Source organism: Marinobacter sp. L-80, from assembly GCF_056859395.1.
Genome location: NZ_JBSXOI010000077.1, coordinates 241,526 through 261,170 on the forward strand (window position 1 = coordinate 241,526; position 19,645 = coordinate 261,170).

20 protein-coding genes are annotated in these 19,645 nt (G+C 57.8%); 6 read left to right on the top strand and 14 right to left on the bottom strand.

Features of this window, described 5'->3' with window-relative positions:
• The 8 genes from AC13E3_RS20650 to AC13E3_RS20685 all read right to left on the bottom strand — a co-directional run bounded on the left by AC13E3_RS20650 (window position 1) and on the right by AC13E3_RS20685 (window position 6,265).
• Window positions 1–819, bottom strand: a complete 819-nt coding sequence (locus AC13E3_RS20650) for an aminotransferase class IV (protein WP_008174980.1) — start codon at window positions 817–819, stop codon at window positions 1–3.
• An 8-nt stretch (window positions 820–827) separates the two neighbouring features.
• Window positions 828–2,075: a beta-ketoacyl-ACP synthase II gene (gene fabF / locus AC13E3_RS20655; protein WP_482902456.1), complete on the bottom strand. Its 1,248-nt coding sequence runs from the start codon at window positions 2,073–2,075 to the stop codon at window positions 828–830.
• Between the two features lie 130 nt (window positions 2,076–2,205).
• Window positions 2,206–2,439 carry an acyl carrier protein gene (gene acpP, locus AC13E3_RS20660; RefSeq protein WP_012136033.1) on the bottom strand — a complete coding sequence of 78 codons (234 nt, stop codon included), beginning with the start codon at window positions 2,437–2,439 and terminating at the stop codon, window positions 2,206–2,208.
• 133 nt (window positions 2,440–2,572) lie between these two features.
• A complete protein-coding gene (fabG, locus tag AC13E3_RS20665; protein WP_092029904.1) occupies window positions 2,573–3,316 on the bottom strand; it encodes a 3-oxoacyl-ACP reductase FabG in 744 nt (247 codons plus the stop codon).
• Window positions 3,317–3,334: 18 nt separating this feature from the next.
• Window positions 3,335–4,273, bottom strand: a complete 939-nt coding sequence (gene fabD, locus AC13E3_RS20670; RefSeq protein WP_039882075.1) for an ACP S-malonyltransferase — start codon at window positions 4,271–4,273, stop codon at window positions 3,335–3,337.
• A gap of 112 nt (window positions 4,274–4,385) precedes the next feature.
• The gene (gene plsX / locus AC13E3_RS20675) at window positions 4,386–5,387 is read right to left on the bottom strand and encodes a phosphate acyltransferase PlsX (RefSeq protein ID WP_014577545.1); all 1,002 of its coding nucleotides are present in this window, start codon (window positions 5,385–5,387) and stop codon (window positions 4,386–4,388) included.
• 43 nt (window positions 5,388–5,430) lie between these two features.
• Entirely contained in the window at window positions 5,431–5,610 is a 180-nt protein-coding gene (gene rpmF / locus AC13E3_RS20680; RefSeq protein ID WP_008174968.1) for a 50S ribosomal protein L32, read from the bottom strand.
• Window positions 5,611–5,710: 100 nt separating this feature from the next.
• Window positions 5,711–6,265, bottom strand: coding sequence for a YceD family protein (locus AC13E3_RS20685; protein ID WP_008174965.1), 555 nt, complete (start codon window positions 6,263–6,265; stop codon window positions 5,711–5,713).
• A 138-nt stretch (window positions 6,266–6,403) separates the two neighbouring features.
• Here AC13E3_RS20685 and AC13E3_RS20690 point away from each other — a divergent pair, with 138 nt between their 5' ends.
• Window positions 6,404–7,012, top strand: coding sequence for a Maf family protein (locus AC13E3_RS20690; RefSeq protein ID WP_092029906.1), 609 nt, complete (start codon window positions 6,404–6,406; stop codon window positions 7,010–7,012).
• 4 nt (window positions 7,013–7,016) lie between these two features.
• Here AC13E3_RS20690 and AC13E3_RS20695 read toward each other — a convergent pair whose 3' ends face one another.
• From AC13E3_RS20695 to rluC, 3 genes are read right to left on the bottom strand one after another with little or no spacing between them, the layout of a single operon-like run.
• Entirely contained in the window at window positions 7,017–8,060 is a 1,044-nt protein-coding gene (locus AC13E3_RS20695) for a S49 family peptidase (RefSeq protein WP_092029908.1), read from the bottom strand.
• Window positions 8,061–8,099: 39 nt separating this feature from the next.
• Window positions 8,100–8,747, bottom strand: coding sequence for an HAD family hydrolase (locus AC13E3_RS20700; protein WP_053112398.1), 648 nt, complete (start codon window positions 8,745–8,747; stop codon window positions 8,100–8,102).
• A complete protein-coding gene (gene rluC, locus AC13E3_RS20705; protein WP_092029910.1) occupies window positions 8,744–9,802 on the bottom strand; it encodes a 23S rRNA pseudouridine(955/2504/2580) synthase RluC in 1,059 nt (352 codons plus the stop codon). Before rluC ends, AC13E3_RS20700 begins: the two co-directional genes overlap by 4 nt.
• A gap of 595 nt (window positions 9,803–10,397) precedes the next feature.
• Between rluC and rne the strand changes: the two genes are divergently transcribed.
• Together rne and AC13E3_RS20715 are read left to right on the top strand one after the other, a co-directional pair.
• The gene (gene rne, locus AC13E3_RS20710) at window positions 10,398–13,631 is read left to right on the top strand and encodes a ribonuclease E (RefSeq protein ID WP_092029911.1); all 3,234 of its coding nucleotides are present in this window, start codon (window positions 10,398–10,400) and stop codon (window positions 13,629–13,631) included.
• Between the two features lie 3 nt (window positions 13,632–13,634).
• Window positions 13,635–14,177 carry a YecA/YgfB family protein gene (locus AC13E3_RS20715; RefSeq protein ID WP_008174953.1) on the top strand — a complete coding sequence of 181 codons (543 nt, stop codon included), beginning with the start codon at window positions 13,635–13,637 and terminating at the stop codon, window positions 14,175–14,177.
• Here the strand turns inward: AC13E3_RS20715 and AC13E3_RS20720 are convergent.
• A complete protein-coding gene (locus AC13E3_RS20720) occupies window positions 14,174–15,052 on the bottom strand; it encodes a PHP domain-containing protein (protein WP_039882074.1) in 879 nt (292 codons plus the stop codon). The genes AC13E3_RS20715 and AC13E3_RS20720 overlap by 4 nt on opposite strands.
• A gap of 131 nt (window positions 15,053–15,183) precedes the next feature.
• On the opposite strand from AC13E3_RS20720, the gene AC13E3_RS20725 reads away from it, so the two are divergent.
• From AC13E3_RS20725 to AC13E3_RS20735, 3 genes are all read left to right on the top strand, one after another.
• On the top strand, window positions 15,184–15,483 hold the full coding sequence (locus AC13E3_RS20725) for a YciI family protein (protein WP_008174948.1): 300 nt from the start codon (window positions 15,184–15,186) through the stop codon (window positions 15,481–15,483).
• 125 nt (window positions 15,484–15,608) lie between these two features.
• Window positions 15,609–16,280 carry a TIGR04211 family SH3 domain-containing protein gene (locus AC13E3_RS20730; RefSeq protein WP_039882073.1) on the top strand — a complete coding sequence of 224 codons (672 nt, stop codon included), beginning with the start codon at window positions 15,609–15,611 and terminating at the stop codon, window positions 16,278–16,280.
• 4 nt (window positions 16,281–16,284) lie between these two features.
• Window positions 16,285–16,575 (top strand): PilZ domain-containing protein, encoded by a 291-nt coding sequence (locus AC13E3_RS20735; RefSeq protein ID WP_008174945.1) that lies wholly within the window; start codon window positions 16,285–16,287, stop codon window positions 16,573–16,575.
• A gap of 51 nt (window positions 16,576–16,626) precedes the next feature.
• Here the strand turns inward: AC13E3_RS20735 and rraA are convergent, their stop codons facing one another.
• On the bottom strand, window positions 16,627–17,106 hold the full coding sequence (gene rraA, locus AC13E3_RS20740; RefSeq protein ID WP_008174943.1) for a ribonuclease E activity regulator RraA: 480 nt from the start codon (window positions 17,104–17,106) through the stop codon (window positions 16,627–16,629).
• Window positions 17,107–17,136: 30 nt separating this feature from the next.
• The gene (gene ppsA, locus AC13E3_RS20745) at window positions 17,137–19,473 is read right to left on the bottom strand and encodes a phosphoenolpyruvate synthase (protein ID WP_410796000.1); all 2,337 of its coding nucleotides are present in this window, start codon (window positions 19,471–19,473) and stop codon (window positions 17,137–17,139) included.
• Window positions 19,474–19,645: the final 172 nt, after the last annotated feature.

A 19,645-nucleotide genomic window follows, 5' to 3' on the forward strand; every position in this document is an offset into this window, starting at 1 on the left:
TTATTCCAGTGTTTCGAGAGGATTGAAGATTGTCGCAAGTCCACCATCGACAGGCAAATCATGACCGGCAATAGTGCGAACCGGAACAAACCCAAGAACGCTATTCAGAAGAAATAGCCCATGGCAATCCGGACCGAGGACATCGTCTACAGCAACCGGACGCTCCGACACCCTTTCCCCCTGTTGCCTCAGCCGTTCAAGCACCCATTGCCTGAGAACGCCGGCAACCGCAAGGCTGGATGCCGGCGGTGTCACCCAGCCATCGCTTTGCCGGAGCAGAAGATTGGTGCGGGTACCCTCCACCAGATTGCCGCCGTGATCAGCCATGATGACCTCGAAAAGGGATGGCCCCAGTTCAGCGGCGGCCAATACCTGCTCGATCCGGTTCAGAGACTTGATACCTGCCAAGACAGGATTAACAGACAGGGGGACTTTCGAGAAGTCAACGGCCTCTCCGGCAATATCCGGCATCGGAGGCAACGGTGAAGCCGACACCAGCAGGTTTGGCTCCATCCCGGGAGCAGGCCGGTAACCCCGCCCACCGCTGCCCCTGGTCAGGGTCAGTTTGAGAATCCAGCCTTCCCCCCTGAATCGACCGGCAAAGCGCTGCGCCGCCTGGACACAAACGTTCGCCAGATCCCTTCGCGAAACCTCGATGCCCAACCGACCGGCATCACGAACCATGCGCTCAAGGTGTCGCGAAAGCAGGACTCCTTTCTGCTCAACCATGCGGATCGTTTCAAACAGCCCGTCGCCGTAGGCCAAACCGCGGTCATTGGCGGGCAAGCCACCGTCGTCAGCCCAGAAAAGACGAAACACGGCGGGGGTCAGCCTTCGTAGCGACGGAAAATCAGGGTGCCGTTGGTACCACCGAACCCGAAGGAGTTGGATAGGGCTACCCGCACATCCGCCTTACGGCTCGTGTGTGCCACAAGGTCCAGATCGCAACCCTCATCCGGATTGTCCAGATTGATGGTGGGCGGCAGGACCCCATCCCGAATGGCCAGAACCGAGAAGATCGCTTCCACAGCACCAGCAGCTCCAAGCAGGTGACCTGTCATGGACTTGGTGCTGCTCATGGCCAGCTTTTCGGCATGCGCGCCGAACACCCGACGAACTGCAGCCACTTCGGCCACGTCACCAACCTGGGTGGAGGTTCCATGGGCGTTGATGTAGTCGATTTCTTCCAGATCAAGGCCAGCATCACGAACTGCGTTCGCCATGGATCGGGCGGCGCCCTCGCCATCTTCGGGCGGCGCTGTAATGTGGTGGGCGTCGTCGCTCATACCAAAACCGACAACTTCACCGTATATGGTGGCGCCCCGCTCCTTTGCGTGTTCAAGCTCTTCAAGCACAACGACACCGGCGCCATCGCTGAGCACAAAGCCATCGCGATCTTTATCCCACGGCCGACTGGCCTTTTCCGGTTCATCGTTTCGGGTCGACAGCGCGCGGGCGGCTGAAAAGGCAGCCATTCCGGTCCGCGTGGTCGCCATTTCCGAGCCACCGGCAAGCATGACCTCTGCATCACCGTAGGCAATAGTTCGGGCTGCGTATCCGATATTATGGGTTCCGGTTGTGCAGGCGGTAACAATGGCGATGTTGGGACCGCGATAGCCGAAGCGGATCGCTGCATTACCGGAAATCATGTTGACGACAGACGCCGGCACGAAAAACGGAGAAACCTTGCGGGGCCCGGACTTGCCCATGGTGAGAACGCTTTTCTCAATGTACTCAAGGCCACCGATGCCGGAGCCAATCGCAATACCCACGCGGTCCCGGTCAAGTCTGTCGAACGATTCCAGGCCACTGTCGTCCACCGCCTGCTGGGCGGCAATCAGGCCATAGCGAATAAACGCATCGAGCTTTCTGGCGTCCTTGGGGGAGAGATAGGACTCCATATCCAGATCCCGGATAGCCCCTCCAATCCTTGTGTTATAGGCAGACGCGTCAAAGCGGTCGATCATACCAATCCCGCTCCGGCCAGCCTGAATAGCTTCCCAGGACGACGCCACACTATTGCCGACTGGAGACAGCATGCCCATACCTGTAATGACAACTCGCCGTTTAGCCATAACCTGTTGCACCTGAACTTGTCCGAATGAATCTGAACGCAGATTGAAGCTGATATTCAGCCAATAAAAAAGCCGTCCCTCGATGTTTCACAAGGACGGCTTTTTGCCTGGCTTACTTAATTGCAGAGTATCAGGTGTGCGCGACGATATAGTCGATCGCGTCCTGAACACTGGCCAGCTTCTCGGCTTCCTCATCTGGAATCTCGGTTTCAAATTCCTCTTCCAGCGCCATAACCAGCTCAACGGTGTCCAGTGAGTCAGCGCCAAGATCCTCTACAAAAGAAGATGAGTTCTGAACTTCGGACTCTTTAACGCCCAACTGTTCACAAACGATCTTCTTCACGCGCTCTTCAACTGTACTCATAATGTCCTCACTTTGTGTGTCAACCAAGCAACTCTAGTGCTGCCAGTTTAGTTTAAACCCTACCTGCAAACAAGCAGGGATTCTGATAAACATGTTGTGCGACAAGGGGTTGCGCACAGACCCCGAAAGGGGCTTATCCCATGTACATTCCGCCGTTCACGTTGATGGTTTCACCCGTCACGTATCCGGCTGCATCTGATGCCAGGAAGGCAACCACGGCTGCCACTTCTTCCGGCTCACCCAGACGACCCGCGGGTATGATTTCCAGCATAGCCCCACGCTGCTTGTCGTCCAGTTTTTTTGTCATATCCGTGTCAATAAATCCGGGAGCCACGCAATTTGCAGTGATACCGCGGTTCGACATTTCCTTGGCCAGGCTTCGGGTAAACCCTTCAACCCCGGCCTTGGCGGCGCAGTAATTGCCCTGCCCCGCATTGCCCATACCGGCAACCACGGAGCTGATATTGATAATCCGGCCCCATTTGGCCTTGGCCATGCCACGAAGCACAGCCTTGCTGGTCCGATAGACGCTGGACAGATTGGTTTCCAGAACCGAGGCCCAGTCATCATCTTTCAACCGCATCAGGAGGTTATCACGGGTAATGCCGGCATTGTTGACCAGAATCAGGGGCGCCCCCGATTTCTCCGTCAGCGCCTTCAAACCGGCTTCAATGCTGGCAGGGTCTGCAACGTTCATGACCATGCCGTAACCCTTGTAACCGGCCGACTGGAGATCGTTGGTGATGGATTCTGCACCGGCTTCACTGGTTGCTGTTCCGACAACTTCGGCACCCTGCGCGGCCAGCGCACGGGCAATGGCCTGACCAATACCGCGGGTAGCACCGGTGACCAGTGCGGTTTTACCTTCCAGAGACATGAATAACTCCCTTTCGTTTCAGGACTGACCGAAAGCGTCCAGCGCCTTCGCCAGCGAATCCGGGTCTTCGATACTGTGAACGGCCAAAGCCCGGTCGATACGTTTGGCCAGCCCTGCCAAAACTTTTCCAGTGCCGCACTCGACTGCAACTTCGACATCATTGGAAACGAGGGCACGCACAGAGTCCGTCCAGAGCACCGGAGAATAAAGCTGCTTGAGAAGGTTGGCCTTCAGTGTAGCGGATTCGGTCTCGGCGGCAGCGTTAACATTTTGTATAACCGGGATGACAGCATCATTAAAGCGAACATCCTCCAACGCTTTCGCCAGCTCCTCCGCGGCGCCTTTCATAAGTGCGCAATGCGATGGCACGCTTACAGGCAATGGCATGGCCTTCTTCGCGCCTTTTTCCTTGCAGGCTTCAATAGCCCGTTCAACTGCGGCTGCCGAGCCAGCAATAACCACCTGACCAGGGGCATTGAAGTTTACCGCAGATACCACATCGCCCTGTGCCGCATCCTGACAGGCTGCCACAACGGCATCATCCTCAAGACCAAGGATGGCTGCCATCTTCCCTTCTCCAGCCGGCACAGCGTCCTGCATGAGCTCACCACGCAGGCGAACCAGCTTGACCGCTTCAACAAAATCGAGGCTCTCTGCCGCCACCAGGGCGCTGTACTCTCCCAGACTGTGACCGGCGAGAAAATCGGGAGAAGAACCGCCGGCAACAAACCACTGCCGCCAGAGGGCAATACTGGCCGTCAGGAGCGCAGGCTGCGTCACCATGGTTTTATTCAATTCCTCCGCCGGCCCCTTCTGGCAGAGATCCCAGAGGTCATAGCCGAGAACATTGGAGGCTTCGGAAAAGGTTCTGTCGATGATGGGCCAGGCTTCAGCGGCAGCCGAAAGCATGCCCACCGATTGCGACCCTTGTCCTGGAAAAATAAAGGCTGATTTCATAAGCGGGATCTTATCGTCATTGGGTGGTTACGTGAGATTAGCCAATAGTACAAGTTAGGCCAATTATCCGCGAATGCGTGGCCAAACCGGGACAGACTTTAGTCTCAGGCACTCAAAGCATGAGATCGTCGAGACGCTCGTTGATACGGCGGGGTACTTCCAGCTCAACTTCCCGAACGGCCTGTCGAATGGCCGACAACATGGCCCGCTCATTGGCGTTGCCATGACTTTTGATCACCACGCCCTGGAGACCGAGCAAACTGGCACCGTTGTGTCGGGAAGGATCCATCAATTGCAGAAGCCGACCGATAATCGGACGGGCCAGCAGGCCGACCAGTCGGCCGTAGAGATTTCGTGTGAAGGCCTGTTCCATCAGCTCTATGAGGAGACCGGCAACACCCTCGCCGGTTTTCAGGGCTATATTGCCGACAAAGCCATCACAGACGACCACATCGGCGACGTCCCGGAACAGATCGCTACCTTCCACATAACCGATGTAGTTGATGGTATCGCACTGGGCCAGCATATGAGACGCCAGCCGCACCTGTTCATTGCCCTTTATCTCTTCCTCACCGACGTTCAGAAGAGCGACCCTTGGTTCCGCCTGGCTGCAGATCGCAGAGGCCATCAGGGACCCCATCAGGGCATACTGATAGAGATTCTCGGCGGTTGAGTCGACATTGGCGCCGAGATCAAGGACGTGACAGCGCCCCCTGAGCGAGGGAATCAGTTTGGCAATAGCCGGGCGCTCGATACCCGGATACATGCGGATAATGGTGCGCCCGAACGCCATCAATGCACCGGTGTTACCGGCACTGACGCAGCCCTGGGCCTCGCCATCGCGGACAAGACTCAGGGCGATGGCCATGGAAGAGTTTTTCTTGTGGCGGAGAGCGTGGGAGGGGCGCTCGTTCATCCGAACAACGTCTGCCGCCTCGACAATGCGAATTCGGGCGTGCCCCTCACGCAACAAAGCCTCGAGCTCGCTCCGGATTCCCACCAGAACGATGCTCAAGGCTTCGTTTTCACGCACCGCCCGCAGCGATGCGGCAACCACGACAGCAGCGCCGCGGTCGCCACTCATTGCATCAATCGTGATGGTGACCGGCTTCACCGTTCTGCCATCCGACTCGGGACGGTGCATAGCGGCAACGAGTTTACTCGTCGCGTGCTTCGATTACCTGCTTGCCGCGGTAGAAGCCGTCCGGAGACACGTGGTGACGACGATGAACTTCACCAGTAGTCGCATCGGTGCTCAGAGCAGCGGCGCTCAGGGCGTCGTGTGAACGGCGCATGCCACGCTTGGAACGGGTCTTACGGTTTTGCTGTACAGCCATGATTATGCTCCTGACCTGTTAACGTAAACTTGTATTGCTGAATAAGTAACGTCTGTTCGTTAAATGTGCGCCGGTCTCCCGAGGGACGACCCACGCCCGGTTAATGCTTTGTCTTCTTGAGATCCGCCAGGACACTGAACGGATTCTCACCCGACTTTCTCACCGGCTCTGCCCCGGAGCTGTCAGGCTCGTAGGCTTCCAAATCTTCCCGGGCAGGACACTGGTCCCGTTCGTGAAGCGGAAACGGTGGCAAAACCAGCAACAGCTCGTCTTCCACCATCGACCAGAGGTCCGCCGTAAAATCATCGGTCAAAAACGGCTCGAGTTCTTTCGGCAGCTGTTGCGCCTGCTCGTCACTGGTAACAAGACCCAGCTTGAACTCGGAGACCAGAGTCACGCTCATGGCGCCCATGCACCGCTGACACTCCAGATCAACCGGGGCCGCCAGCTCGCCCGAAACAACGCGACGACGCTCACCATCCATAAAAAAAGACAGTTTGACCCGGCACGCAGCGCCTTCCGAAAACCCGAGAACGGATTCCCGAAAACGGCCAAGCCCGCTGATGGGAATCACTCCCTCCAGTGTGCTGTTATGTTCCGCTAACCGGTAAGGATCAACAGATTTGGGCAACTCGGCGTTGGACGCGTTTGACATAGGCGCGCAATTTTAGGGGCGCAGCCGGCCGCTGTCAAAGACTTCGTTGCTTTTTCACGGGGGTTCCAGTGCAGATAGGTGTAATTTACGATAATCGCACAACAGATGCACTGGCCAGGTACTTAAAGGACTCGATCAATGCCCCCAAAACCGCTTTTACTGGCGTCTTCATCACCGTACCGGAGAGCGCTCCTGGAGCGGCTTGGCTTGCCGTTCACCTGCGCAAGCCCGGATATCGACGAATCACCCTATCAAGGCGAGACCGGCGAGGCCCTGGCGACACGTCTGGCCGAGAGCAAGGCCCGCGAATTGGCGGACCGGTTCCCCGGCCACTGGATCATCGGCTCGGACCAGGTCGCCTGCCTGCCCGACGGCTCGGTACTGAGCAAGCCCGGCAACCACGAAATGGCGACAGAGCAGTTACGCCAGAGCAGTGGTCACAGGGTACTATTTCTTACAGGCCTGGCGCTGCTCGACTCCGATTCCGGCAAAATCGACAGCCTTTGCGAGCCGTTTAACGTCAGGTTCCGGGAACTGGCTGATGAGGAGATAGAGGCCTACCTATTGCGGGAGAAACCTTACGACTGCGCCGGCAGCTTCAAGATGGAAGGCCTCGGCATTACTCTGTTCGAGGCCCTTGACGGCCGGGACCCGAACAGCCTGGTGGGCCTCCCCCTTATTGCCCTGAACGATCTGCTGAGGCAATGGGGCCGGAATCCCCTGCTGGAAAACCGGCCTGCCTCATAAGGCATTACCGAAGCTCGAGCCGGGACTCGACCAGTTGACTGGCGAAACCCTCGCCAAAGGCGACACCAAGCTGATCAACAATATCCTGGAACGGTGATTTGCGACGGCTGTAGTCCACCAGTTCCTCCTGACCTATGATCTGCCGAGCAACGTGTGATGCGCTGCCGAGCCCATCAGCCAGGCCAAGCTCAACGGCCTGCTCGCCGCTCCAGACCAGCCCGCTGAACAGGCGCTCATCATCCGCCAGGCGGTCACCACGCCCTTGCTTGACCGCCTCGATAAACTGCTGGTGGGTGTTTTCGAGGACACTCTGCCAGAACGTGACTTCCTCTTCCTGCTCCGGCGAAAACGGATCAAGAAACGCCTTGTTCTCGCCGGCCGTGTAGAGACGGCGATCCACGCCGATCTTCTCCATAACCTCGGTAAAGCCGAAACCACCGGCCACCACCCCAATCGAGCCGACAAGGCTGGCCCGATTGGCGTAGATTTCATCCGCGGCCGCAGCAATGTAATAGGCCCCTGAAGCGCCGATATCCGAGATCACGGCGTAGACCTTTTTCTCGGGATATTCCTCCCGCAGGCGCTTGATCTCATCGTAGACATACCCGGACTGCACCGGGCTGCCACCCGGGCTGTTGATGCGCAGAATCACTGCTACCGAGTTTGGCTCTTCGAAGGCTGTTCGCAGAGAACCTACAATATTGTCTGCACTGGCCAGTTCGTCGGCAGCGATCGGACCGTTTATTTCTACCAGAGCCGTGTGCTTGCCGGTTACACCCTCCAGTGAATCGCCCAGGGGAAACTTGATCAAAAACAGCAAGGCAATCAGGTAACCAAACGTCAGGAACTTGAAAAAGATACCCCAGCGCCGGCTCTTGCGCTGCTCAGACTGCAGCGACATGACGAGTTTTTCGATGAGCTTCCAGTCACGTCCGGACTCGGGCGGAAGCTTCGGTGACTTGCGCCCGAACAACGGCTTACTTTCTTTTTCAGGCTCCACCGGTTTGTCACCCCAATCGGCAGACTTGTCAGATTCCCAGTCACTCATGTGCGCATCCTGTCAGCAACGTCAATGAATTCGGTCTGTTTACAGCCCCAGCACCCGCCGGAGGTCTGGCACGGATTCAACAATGGCATGGGGCGAATATTCACCCAACACATCCCGCTTGTGCACACCCCACTCAACGCCGATGGAGGGCATGCCGATACGCCGGGCCATATCAAGATCGTATCGGGTATCGCCAATCATCACCGCTTCCTCGGGCTCAATGCGATAGAAACGAAGAATCTCTTCAAGCATGGCGGGATCGGGCTTGGAGCGTGTCTCATCGGCACAACGGGTGATCTCGAAGTGGTCGCCAAGACCGCTGGAAGCCAGCGCAAAGTCCAGGCCGCGCCGACTCTTGCCGGTTGCCACAGAACAACTGCGACCGGATCCTCGCAGATCTGCGACCACGTCGGCCATACCGTCAAACACGTTTTGCGGCGTTGTCACCTTGCTGAAGAAATAGCGCCCGTATCCGTCGCGAATCCTGTTCATTTCTTCCCGACTAATACCGGGATAAAGCTTCTCCAACGCCTCGACCATGCCAAGCCCGATAATATCCCGGTACGCCTCACGCTCCAGGGCGGGAAAGCCCAGCTCGGTTGCCGCCTGATGCAGGCTGTCAGCAATATGCTCAACCGAGTCCACCAGGGTCCCGTCCCAGTCAAAAATTACTACTCTGACGTTCATTGGTCGTTTCCTTTAAGACGCCCGGAAAGTTTCCTGAGCACGTCATTGAATGCATCGTCGTAAGGCGCCTCAAGGCGCATAGCCTCACCCGAGACCGGCAAGGTAAACTCCAGGGCCCGCGCATGCAGCATCAGCCGTTGCCCGCCAATGGACCGGAACGCCTTGAGGCTGACATCATCCATATACTTGTCGTCACCCGCAATCGGATGACCGGCCCAGGCGCTGTGCACGCGGATCTGGTGCGTACGACCGGTAATTGGCGACGCCTCGACAAGGCTGTAGCCCGCGTAATGCTCGAGGCAGCGGAATGTCGTCAGCGAGGCCTTGCCGGCAGCGTCAACTTTCACCCGACGCTCGCCATTGGGCATCTCGTAGCGCAGCAGAGGCACATCCACCCGGTCAACGCTGGCCGGCCAGTCGCCGGCGACCAGCGCATGGTAATGCTTGCGGATTCGTTTCTGCCGCAGCTCATCCTGAAGATACCGAAGCGCCGACCGCTTCTTGGCCACCATGATCAGTCCGGACGTATCCCGATCCAGACGATGAACGAGCTCCAGAAACTTTGCGTTCGGGCGAGCGGAACGAAGCACCTCGATCAACCCGAAACTCAGGCCGCTGCCGCCGTGTACGGCGATACCGGACGGTTTGTTGACCACCAGCATCTGCTCGTTCTCGAAAACAACCGCGGATTCCATCACGCCCTGCACCCGGGAGCCGGGCGCCACCTGATCCGGCTTTTCCTTTCGGGTGATCGGTGGGATACGCACCTGATCACCAGTTCTCACCCGGGAATCAGGCTTGACCCGTCCTTTATTGACCCGAACCTCGCCCTTGCGGATGACACGATAAATAATGCTCTTGGGCACACCGCGAAGCTGGGCAAGAAGGAAGTTATCCACCCTTTGACCATCGTTGTCTTCGTCCACGGTAACCCACTGGACGCCCTGACGGACTTCTCCACGAACAGCCTGACTCTCACTGCCGGCCCTGCTGGTTTTTTTTGCCCTCTCGGGCCGCGTTTGGGCTGGCTTTCTGCTCGCAGACTTTCGAGACATGAAGTTCCTTGGCTACTGGAGTGACTGCAGGATTGAACGGCTGCATGAATACTGTTATATTCCGGCGTGCTTTGCCGTTTGTCTACGGCCTGACCAACTCAAGTCAGAAGCCGGAGCGGCAGAAGTATACCGACACTATTCGAGAGTTTGAACGCCGTGCACCCAATCACTACCGGGAACGGCGAGAGAAATGCTCCCGGAGGACCAGGACAGATCTTCGAAAGGCTGCATCCTGTACCCGGGAGAGAGAAAAACCGCGCGGAAAACCGCGGGCGACATCGCGAAGAATCACTGCCACCCAGGGCCGGGCCGTCCAGCATACGAATACGACGTGAGACCCAGGCACCTGAGTGAACCTGAAAACGGATAACATGCGTCAACAGACACGAACCTTACACGACCTCTCCCTGCCCACAGGCAGCCGGATCGTCGGCGTTGGTCTCAGACCGAAAGGATCAAACCCCAGAAGGGTCTGATTCGTCTGGCCGCCGGTCCGCCCTTGATGTAACAGGGCCCGCGGCACGCACATCCTGCTTCGCTGATGCGATCCCCTCCGGTTTTCTGTCAAATCAAACGACAGGAACTCTTTCTTTCCATGAAAAGAATGCTTATCAATGCAACTCATCCCGAAGAGTTGCGCGTCGCCCTGGTTGACGGCCAGCGTCTATTCGACCTTGATATCGAATCCAGCTCCCGCGAGCAAAAGAAAGCCAATATCTACAAGGGCCGCATTACCCGGGTCGAGCCCAGTCTCGAGGCCGCGTTTGTGGATTTCGGCGCCGAGCGCCACGGCTTTCTGCCGTTGAAGGAAATTTCCAAGGAATACTTCAAGAAGTCGCCCGGCCAGATCGAAGGCAAAATCAACATCAAGGACGTTGTTTCCGAAGGCCAAGAAGTAATTGTGCAGGTCGACAAGGAAGAGCGTGGCAATAAGGGCGCAGCCCTGACCACGTTTATCTCCCTGGCAGGTCGCTATCTGGTACTCATGCCCAACAACCCCCGTGCCGGCGGCATCTCCCGTCGCATTGAGGGCGATGAGCGGGCGCAGCTCAAAGAAGCGATGAACGATGTTCAGGTGCCGAAATCCATGGGCATCATCGTTCGTACCGCCGGCATCGGCCGTACCACTGAAGAACTCCAGTGGGATCTGGACTACCTGGTGCAATTCTGGGAGGCCATCACTCAGGCCGCCGGCGAGCGCAAGGCACCCTTCCTGATTCACCAGGAAAGCAACGTTATCATCCGTGCGGTCCGTGACTACCTTCGCCAGGACATCGGCGAGGTTCTGATTGACGCTAATGGCGTCTATGAGGACGTCCTGAATTTCGTGCGTGCAGTCATGCCCACCTTCGAAAACAAGATCAAGCTGTACAAGGATGAAATCCCGCTGTTCAGCCGGTACCAGATCGAAGGCCAAATCGAGACCGCCTTCCAGCGGGAAGTGAAACTGCCCTCCGGCGGCTCCATCGTGATTGATCCGACCGAGGCCCTGGTTTCCATCGACATCAACTCTTCCCGCGCCACGAAAGGCCAGGATATCGAGGAAACCGCGCTCCAGACCAACCTGGAAGCGGCAGAGGAAATCGCCCGTCAGTTGCGCCTGCGTGACATGGGCGGTCTGATTGTCATCGACTTTATCGACATGACGCCTGCGAAGCATCAGCGGGAAGTTGAACAGAAGATGCGTGAGGCCCTGGAAATCGACCGGGCCCGGGTTCAGGTGGGCAAGATCTCCCGCTTCGGCCTGCTGGAAATGTCCCGTCAGCGCCTGCGCCCCTCCCTGGGAGAGACACGCAGCGAAGTGTGCCCCCGATGTGAAGGTCAGGGCACCATTCGTGGCATCGAGTCCCTCGCCCTGAGCATCATGCGCCTGATCTACGAGGAATCGTCAAAGGACAAGACCGGCGAAGTACGAGCCGTTGTGCCGGTTTCCGTCGCCACTTTCCTGCTCAACGAGAAGCGCAAGCAGCTGGCCGACATTGAAGCCCGCCAGGAAGTGAGCGTTGTCGTGGTGCCGGTTCCTCATATGGAGACACCGCATTTCGAAATCATCCGGATGCGTCAGGATGAAACAACGCCCGAGCACATTTCCAGCCATCAGGTGGCCCAGGAGTACAGCGAGCGTGAAGAAGAAATCTTCGAGGCGCCCACCCCTGAGAAGCCGGTACGCGAGCAGGCTGCGGTAAAAGCGATCCGGCCGAGCGCACCCGCACCCGCGCCTGCCCCGGCCGCACCGAAGGCTGATGAAACCACTGAACAGGAAGAAGGCCTCTTCCGCCGGCTGGGACGCAAGATCGCTGGTTTCTTTAGTGGCGAGGAAGAACAGAAAGTCGAGAATCGCGAGCAGAGCCAGAGCCAGCGCGAAGATCGTCGCAACCAGGGCCGTCAGGACCGTCGCAAATCCCGGGTAGCCCGCGGTGATGACCAGCGTGCAGGTGGCAACCGCAGTGGCAACGAACGTCGCCAGGGCGGCCAGCAGGGCCGTGGTGACGACAACCGTGGCCGCGGCCGCAACCGCAACGACGACCAGAACCGTGGCAACCAGAATCGCCAGGCATCCGAAAACAAAGGCCAGGATAATCGCGGAGGCGACAACAAGAGCGCCGATAACAAAGGCTCTGAAAATCGTCGTGACAACCGTCGCGACAACCAGGGCCGCGGCCGCAACAGGCCCCAGCGCGACCCGAAGGATAATCGCGAGCAGAAGGACCAGAAGGATCAGGGCCAGCAGGATAATGCAGCCAAGTCCGGTCCAGCGGACAAGACCGGTTCAGAAGAGAAACGCAGAAAGCCACGTCGCCAGCGCAACCGCGACGGCTCTCCGTCTGATGCACCGGCGTCCGCTCCGGCTGATCGAAAAGCCGCTCGTAGCGAGAAGCATCAGAAGGACACGCAGCCGGAAAACGGTCGTGACGATGCCAAGCCCGAGGTGAAAGCCGAGCAGGTAAAGGAAACAGTCAACAAAGCGTCTGACAAGCCCGAAACAAGGGCCGAGACTGCGCCGGCAGCCAGCGAAGCACCGAAACCGGAAGCTGCTCAGAAAGAACCGGCAAAAGAGCAGAAGCCCGAGAAGGCATCCGCAGACAAAGCGCCGTCGGAGAGCAAGCCGGAAGCGAAACCGGCAGCGGAAACAAAACCCGCCGCAGAGAGCCCGGTTGAAAAGCAGGAAGCTGTCCAAGCGAAACCTGAAAAAGCCGAGCCCGCCAAGGCTGAACAAAGCTCCGAACCCCTTGAGAAGCCTGAGGAAAAGAGCGAAAACGTTACCGGGCAGGCGCAAGGCGCAGCCACAGACAAAGAGCCTGCCAAGAGCACCGCGGCCACTGATGAGCCAACGCCGGTGACTGACCAGGCTCCCGAGAAAAAAGAGGCAGCTCCGAGGCCAAAGCCGGAGTCCAGGGCCACAGCCGACGGCGAACAAGCGCCGCGGGCGAAGAAGCAGCCGGCGAAGCCCAAGGAAGCGCCAGCCGCCAAGGCAGAACCGGAGGAGGCACCACAACCCGAGAAGGCTGAAAAGCCAGCGGAGGAGAAGGTAGCACCAGAGCGTAAGGCTCCCGAGGCTCAACCGGAGCCAAAGCAGCCTGAAGCAGCGCAGGCCAGCCCCGAAAAGGCCGAGCCCAAGAAAGCCGAGCCCGAAAAAGTTGAGCCCAAAACCGCAGAGCCAGTGAAGGAAGAGACGCCTTCCGCTCCGGAGGCAACAGCCAAGGACACGCCTGCCGATGCCCCGGCAGTCGACGTTCCTGTAACACCGGGCCGCGCTTACAATGATCCAAGAGAAGTCCGCAAGCGCCAGAAGGCCGCGGAAGAGGCCAAAAAGGCCGGGAGTAACTAACTGATGCTATCGAACTCCGACATAGAAGCGCTGGAAGACATCCTCTTTGCCGAGCCCTGGGGCGATGAAGCCCTGGATTTCTTCGGTTTCCATGGGGTGGTCTGCGCCAGCGTCGTCGGCCCGGCTGAACTGAGCGCGGAAGAAATCTTCCGCCTCGCCACGGGCACCGATCAGGTGCCCGACACCGGGATTCCCGAGGTGTTCAGGCGCTGCTCGACCCAGCTGGCCAATGACATGGCCCACTCCCTGGACATGGGGCAGTCTCTGGAACTGCCGGAGCCGGAGGATGGCGACCCCATGAACGCGCTGGAAAACTGGTGCGCCGGGTTCGTGGACACCTTTCTGGAACACGAAGAAGAGTGGCTCGAAGCAGCCAGCGAAGAAGAAGCGGCGGACCTGATGGTGCCTATGCTGACACTCTCAGGACTGTTCGATGACGAGGACTTCCAGAAGGTTCGCAACAGTGAAAAGCTATCCCGGCAGATGGCCGACGCCATCCCGGACTCACTGACGGATCTGTACCTGCTGTTCCATGCGCCGGATTAAGGCGGCGCCGCACCCGGAACAGGTTGTCTGAACGAATGCCAGACCGGCTCAAGCCCGTCTGGCATTTTCATGATGCGGCCAAGCTCACACCAGGGAGCGCCGGGAAAGTGAAAATCACTGCCCTGGGATGCCAGCAATTTCTCTTTCCGACAAAGCTCTGCAAGAAACCCCAGATCACCACTGGATTGACCTGAAGTGGACACTTCAATTGCCTGCCCCCCTGCCCTTCGGAAATCCGCGGTCAGCTCCCTGAGTTTGGTTGCCGTAAGCTGGTATTTTCGGGGATGGGCAAGAACCGCAACGCCACCTGCCTCGGTGATCCAGCGCACGACTTCTGGAAGCTCCGGCCAGAAAGCTTTTACATCACCGGGCTTACCGTTACCCAGATATCGCTTGAATGCCTGGGCAGCATTGCGAACAACGCCAGCCTCTGTCAGAACCTGTGCAAAATGTGGCCGTCCAGGCACGTCGCCACCGGCAGCCTCGGAGGCCTTATCGAGAAGGCCATCAACACCAAGCTTACCCAGGCGGTCCGCGATCATGCGGGCACGAGCCCAGCGATTCTCGTTCTGCTGCTCCAGCGCCTGCCTGAAACCGGCCTGCCCGGGATCAAAATCCAGACCGACGATGTGGATGGTCCGGCTTTTCCAGAGGCAGGAAAGCTCAACCCCGGGAATCAGGATGATACCCTGCGCCTGCGCAGCCGCCTCGGCTTCGGCAAGGCCAGCGATCGTGTCGTGGTCAGTAAGGGCCAGGTGGGTAACCCCCCGACCGGCAGCGCGCTCGACCAGTGCCGCCGGTGATAGCGCGCCATCGGAAGCCGTGCTGTGGCAATGCAGATCAATGCACAAATGCGGGTCTTGCGGTATAGTCACAAAATATCCTGAATCTTCAGATAACTGGCGGCTTGCCAGGGTTTAACAGTGTACCAGCCAACCCTTGCACGACACGACCGCTGATTGTCTGATCAACTATCCTGTCTTTGAAAACCTGTTCGGAGAGCTGAATGTACTACGCCATTATCAGTGAAGATGTCGAGAACAGCCTGCCGTTGCGCCAGTCTGCGCGTCCGGCTCACATCGACCGGCTTCAGGCCCTGAAAGCCGAGGGCCGATTACTTGTCGCTGGCCCTCATCCGGCGCTGGATACTCCAGAGCCCGGCGATGCCGGCTTTACCGGTAGTCTGGTAATCGCGGAATTTGACTCTCTGGAAGCGGCCCAGGCCTGGGCGGATGCCGACCCTTATGTGGAGGCAGGCGTTTATGACAAGGTTGTGGTAAAGCCTTTCAAAGCCGTCCTCCCGTGAGCGGGCCTTGGGGGCCCATGAGTTTATTGTAATGATGGCACGCTTGCACGGCGGGGCATCTGTGACAAAATTGCGCTTTTAATCAGACTCAGATTTCAACCGCAGAATTTCAGGGAACGTAACCAGTGACGCTTTTTCGTCTAGCAATCAGTGTGTTGTTCGCAGTGTCCTCCATTGCTGTTGCCCAGGCAAAGACTGTCTGGGTTGACGACCAGTTGTACCTGCCAGTGAGGTCAGGCGCAGGTTCCCAGTTCCGAATCATTGAAAACGCGGTTCCCAGTGGCACGCCGCTGGAAGTCATCGAGGCCTCCGATTCCGGATACACCCTCGTTCGCACTCCCAAGGGCACCGAGGGCTGGGTTTCCAGTCAATACCTGAGCGAGACACCCATTGCTGCAGATCGCCTGCGTACGGCCAACCGTCAGTTGGAAGAAACGCGCGCTGAACTCGCCCAGGTAAAAGAGCAGCTGTCTAACGTCGTCACTGAGCGCAACGCGCTGGAAAGCTCCGAAGCCTCGCTTTCTGACCGTTCACAGGAGCTCCAGGAAGAGCTTCAGCGGATCAAGAGTATCGCCGCCGATTCCATCAATCTGGAACGTCGAAACCGCGAGCTGCGGGAAGAGAACCAGAAGATTCGCAACGACCTTGAAGTGCTCACGGCTGAAAACGAACGTCTGGAAGCCAGCAAGGAATACGATTTCATGTTGCTGGGCGCGGGCCTCGTTCTCGGTGGCGTTTTGCTGGCACTGATCATTCCAATGCTCAAACCAACAAGAAAAACCGACAACTGGGCCTGATGCCATGAAGGATTATTCGGAGAAACGCGATTTCCACCGTATGCAGGTGAACTCGGAGATTGAGATCAGCGACAGCCAGGGCAACCGCTTCAAAGGGATCTGCCGTGATCTGAGCGCGACCGGCATGCAACTCTACGTTGAGCAGGCCGTGAACGTTGGCGAGGAACTTCACACGGTTCTTCACTCCAGCAGTGATCAGTTTCCGCCGCTGGAGACTGTCTGCGAAGTCATTCGCTGCGAACCGGAAGGAGACGGGTTCCTCCTTGGAACGAATATCAGCGAAGTCACTCGCTGAACGAAAAACGGCGGCCATTGGCCGCCGTTTTTGTCTCTGCCTCGAAAAGCCTCAAACCAGAGGCTTCTCAGAAACAATGATGCCGTTGTTGTCGGCGTAGACGTAGTGTCCGGGATGGAAGGTAACGCCGTGGAAGGTGACCGGCACATTCAGGTCGCCCAGGCCACGCTTTTCACTCTTTCTCGGATGGGTGCCAAGGGCCTGCACACCCAGGGCGGTGTTGCCAATCTCATCCACGTCGCGCACGCAACCATAGATGATCAGGCCCGCCCAGCCGTTGCTCGCAGCCTTCTCCGCGAGCATGTCGCCCAATAGCGCATGGCGCTTTGAAGCGCCACCATCCACGACCATCACGCGACCGTTCCCGGGCTGGCCAACCTGCTCTTTCACCACAGAGTTATCTTCAAAACACTTCACGGTCACAATCTCACCGCCAAATGCCTTGTTGCCACCGTAGTTATTGAAGCCGGGCTCTACAACCAGCACTTCCGGAAATTCGTCACACAGGTCCGGGGTAATTATCGTCGTCACGTTGTCGCTCTCCTTATCCTGGAAATAAACTCAGTCGATTTTTTCGTCGGCCAGGAAGAACCAGGTGTCCAGTACCGAATCGGGGTTCAGTGACACCGTATCAATGCCCTGATCCATCAGCCACTTGGCGAGATCCGGATGATCCGATGGCCCCTGCCCGCAGATACCGATGTATTTGCCGGCCTTCTTGCACGCCTGAATGGCGTTGGAAAGCAGCGCCTTGACCGCATCGTTCCGCTCATCGAAGAGGTGCGCGATGATGCCCGAATCCCGGTCCAGACCCAGGGTCAGCTGAGTCAGATCGTTGGAGCCGATGGAGAAGCCGTCAAAGTGCTCCAGGAACTGATCCGCCAGCAGGGCATTGGCCGGCAACTCACACATCATGATGACCCGAAGACCGTTGTCACCACGCTTGAGCCCGTTCTCCGCCAGCAGGTTCACTACCTGTTCCGCTTCACCCACGGTACGCACGAACGGGACCATCACTTCCACATTGGTCAGCCCCATCTCGTTACGCACCTTTTTCAGGGCACGGCATTCCAGCTCAAAGCAGTCCCGGAAGGTATCGGAGATATAGCGCGATGCACCCCGGAAACCGAGCATCGGGTTTTCTTCATCCGGCTCGTACAGAGTGCCGCCGATCAGGTTGGCGTATTCGTTGGATTTGAAGTCCGACAACCGCACGATCACTTTCTTGGGCGCGAACGCCGCTGCCAGGGTAGAGATGCCCTCAACCAGCTTGTCGACATAGAAATCCACCGGCGAGCTGTAACCGGAGATTCGTTTCTCAACGGTCTGCTTGATATCCCGGGGCAGTCCATCAAAGTTCAGCAGTGCCTTGGGATGAACACCGATCATCCGGTTAATAATGAACTCAAGCCGTGCCAAACCAACACCTTCATTCGGCAACGCCTGGAAATCAAAAGCCCGGTCTGGGTTGCCGACGTTCATCATGATCTTGAACGGGATGTTCGGCATGGAGTCCACGGTATTTTCCCGCAGCTCGAAATCCAGGGAGCCCTCGTAGATCATGCCGGTATCGCCCTCGGCGCAGGAGACGGTCACTTCCTGTGCGTCGGTCAGCAACTCCGTGGCATCGCCGCATCCGACCACGGCCGGAATGCCCAGCTCGCGGGCAATAATGGCCGCGTGGCAGGTACGACCACCGCGGTCGGTAACAATGGCGGAAGCCCTTTTCATCACCGGCTCCCAATCCGGGTCGGTCATGTCGGTAACCAACACATCGCCGGCCTGCACCCGGTCCATTTCCTTGATGCTGGTGATGATCTTCACCGGGCCACTGCCGATCTTGTGGCCGATGCTCCGGCCTTCCACCAGCACCTTGCCGGTTTCTTTAAGCAGGTAGCGCTCCATCACATTGGCAGACGCACGGCTTTTCACCGTCTCAGGGCGCGCCTGAACGATGTAGATCTTGCCGTCATCACCATCTTTGGCCCACTCGATGTCCATCGGGCGCTGGTAGTGCTTCTCGATAATCATCGCCTGGCGTGCCAGGTCTTCCACCTCGGCGTCAGTGATGCAGAAGCGGTTGCGGTCTTCCTGCTCCACCTTCACTGTTTCAACGAATTCACCTTCACCGGGCTTGGTATGGTAGACCATCTTGATGGCCTTGCTGCCCAGATTGCGACGCAGGACGGCCGGCCGACTGGCTTCGAGAGTAGGCTTGTGTACGTAGAATTCATCAGGGTTTACTGCACCCTGAACGACGGTCTCACCCAGACCGTAAGAGGCAGTTACAAATACCACGTCACGGAAGCCGGATTCTGTGTCCAGGGTGAACATAACGCCACTGGCCGCCGTCTCACTGCGCACCATTTTCTGGATACCAGCTGAGAGCGCGACCATCTTGTGGTCAAAGCCGTGGTGGACGCGGTAGGAAATAGCGCGGTCATTGAACAGCGACGCAAACACTTCCTTGACCGAGGTACGCACCTGTTGCAGCCCCACCACGTTCAGGAAGGTTTCCTGCTGGCCTGCAAAGGAGGCATCCGGGAGATCTTCCGCCGTTGCAGAGGAACGTACCGCAACCGCCATGTGTTCGTTGCCATCCTGCAGGGTGGCGAACGATTCCTTCAAGGCGTTCTCCAGGACATCCGGAAATGGCGTTTCAATGATCCATTGACGGATCTGGGCACCAACCCGGGCCAGTTCGTTGACGTCGTTGATGTCCAGAGCATCGAGAGCGTTGTCGATACGCTCTTTCAGTCCGTCAGTAGCGAGGAATTCGCGATAGGCGTGCGCTGTTGTGGCAAAGCCACCTGGAACGGTAACACCTGCGTTGGCGAGATTACTGATCATTTCGCCGAGTGAGGCGTTCTTGCCGCCTACCCGATCGACATCGGACATTCCCAGGTGATCAAACCAGATAATGTAATCTTCCAAAGCATGTCTCCCTTGAGTCTGTGAAGCTAAGAGCAAAATCGGGCCAGCGGTATCAAGCGGTAAAAGCAGACAATATCCACTGCGGAGTCTCGAACTTGGCGTGTATGATACTGTAACCTGCGGAAATTACCTAGGC

What these genes read in the sequence shown, in the direction of transcription:
- acpP (WP_012136033.1), bottom strand. Translation starts at nt 2,439, where the DNA reads ATGAGTACAGTTGAAGAGCGCGTGAAGAAGATCGTTTGTGAACAGTTG.
- rpmF (WP_008174968.1), bottom strand. Translation starts at nt 5,610, where the DNA reads ATGGCTGTACAGCAAAACCGTAAGACCCGTTCCAAGCGTGGCATGCGC.
- fabG (WP_092029904.1), bottom strand. Translation starts at nt 3,316, where the DNA reads ATGTCTCTGGAAGGTAAAACCGCACTGGTCACCGGTGCTACCCGCGGT.
- ppsA (WP_410796000.1), bottom strand. Translation starts at nt 19,473, where the DNA reads ATGTCCGATGTCGATCGGGTAGGCGGCAAGAACGCCTCACTCGGCGAA.
- AC13E3_RS20695 (WP_092029908.1), bottom strand. Translation starts at nt 8,060, where the DNA reads ATGAGTGACTGGGAATCTGACAAGTCTGCCGATTGGGGTGACAAACCG.
- AC13E3_RS20715 (WP_008174953.1), top strand. Translation starts at nt 13,635, where the DNA reads ATGCTATCGAACTCCGACATAGAAGCGCTGGAAGACATCCTCTTTGCC.
- fabD (WP_039882075.1), bottom strand. Translation starts at nt 4,273, where the DNA reads ATGAAATCAGCCTTTATTTTTCCAGGACAAGGGTCGCAATCGGTGGGC.
- fabF (WP_482902456.1), bottom strand. Translation starts at nt 2,075, where the DNA reads ATGGCTAAACGGCGAGTTGTCATTACAGGTATGGGCATGCTGTCTCCA.
- AC13E3_RS20725 (WP_008174948.1), top strand. Translation starts at nt 15,184, where the DNA reads ATGTACTACGCCATTATCAGTGAAGATGTCGAGAACAGCCTGCCGTTG.
- rne (WP_092029911.1), top strand. Translation starts at nt 10,398, where the DNA reads ATGAAAAGAATGCTTATCAATGCAACTCATCCCGAAGAGTTGCGCGTC.
- AC13E3_RS20690 (WP_092029906.1), top strand. Translation starts at nt 6,404, where the DNA reads ATGCCCCCAAAACCGCTTTTACTGGCGTCTTCATCACCGTACCGGAGA.
- AC13E3_RS20685 (WP_008174965.1), bottom strand. Translation starts at nt 6,265, where the DNA reads ATGTCAAACGCGTCCAACGCCGAGTTGCCCAAATCTGTTGATCCTTAC.
- rluC (WP_092029910.1), bottom strand. Translation starts at nt 9,802, where the DNA reads ATGTCTCGAAAGTCTGCGAGCAGAAAGCCAGCCCAAACGCGGCCCGAG.
- AC13E3_RS20700 (WP_053112398.1), bottom strand. Translation starts at nt 8,747, where the DNA reads ATGAACGTCAGAGTAGTAATTTTTGACTGGGACGGGACCCTGGTGGAC.
- AC13E3_RS20735 (WP_008174945.1), top strand. Translation starts at nt 16,285, where the DNA reads ATGAAGGATTATTCGGAGAAACGCGATTTCCACCGTATGCAGGTGAAC.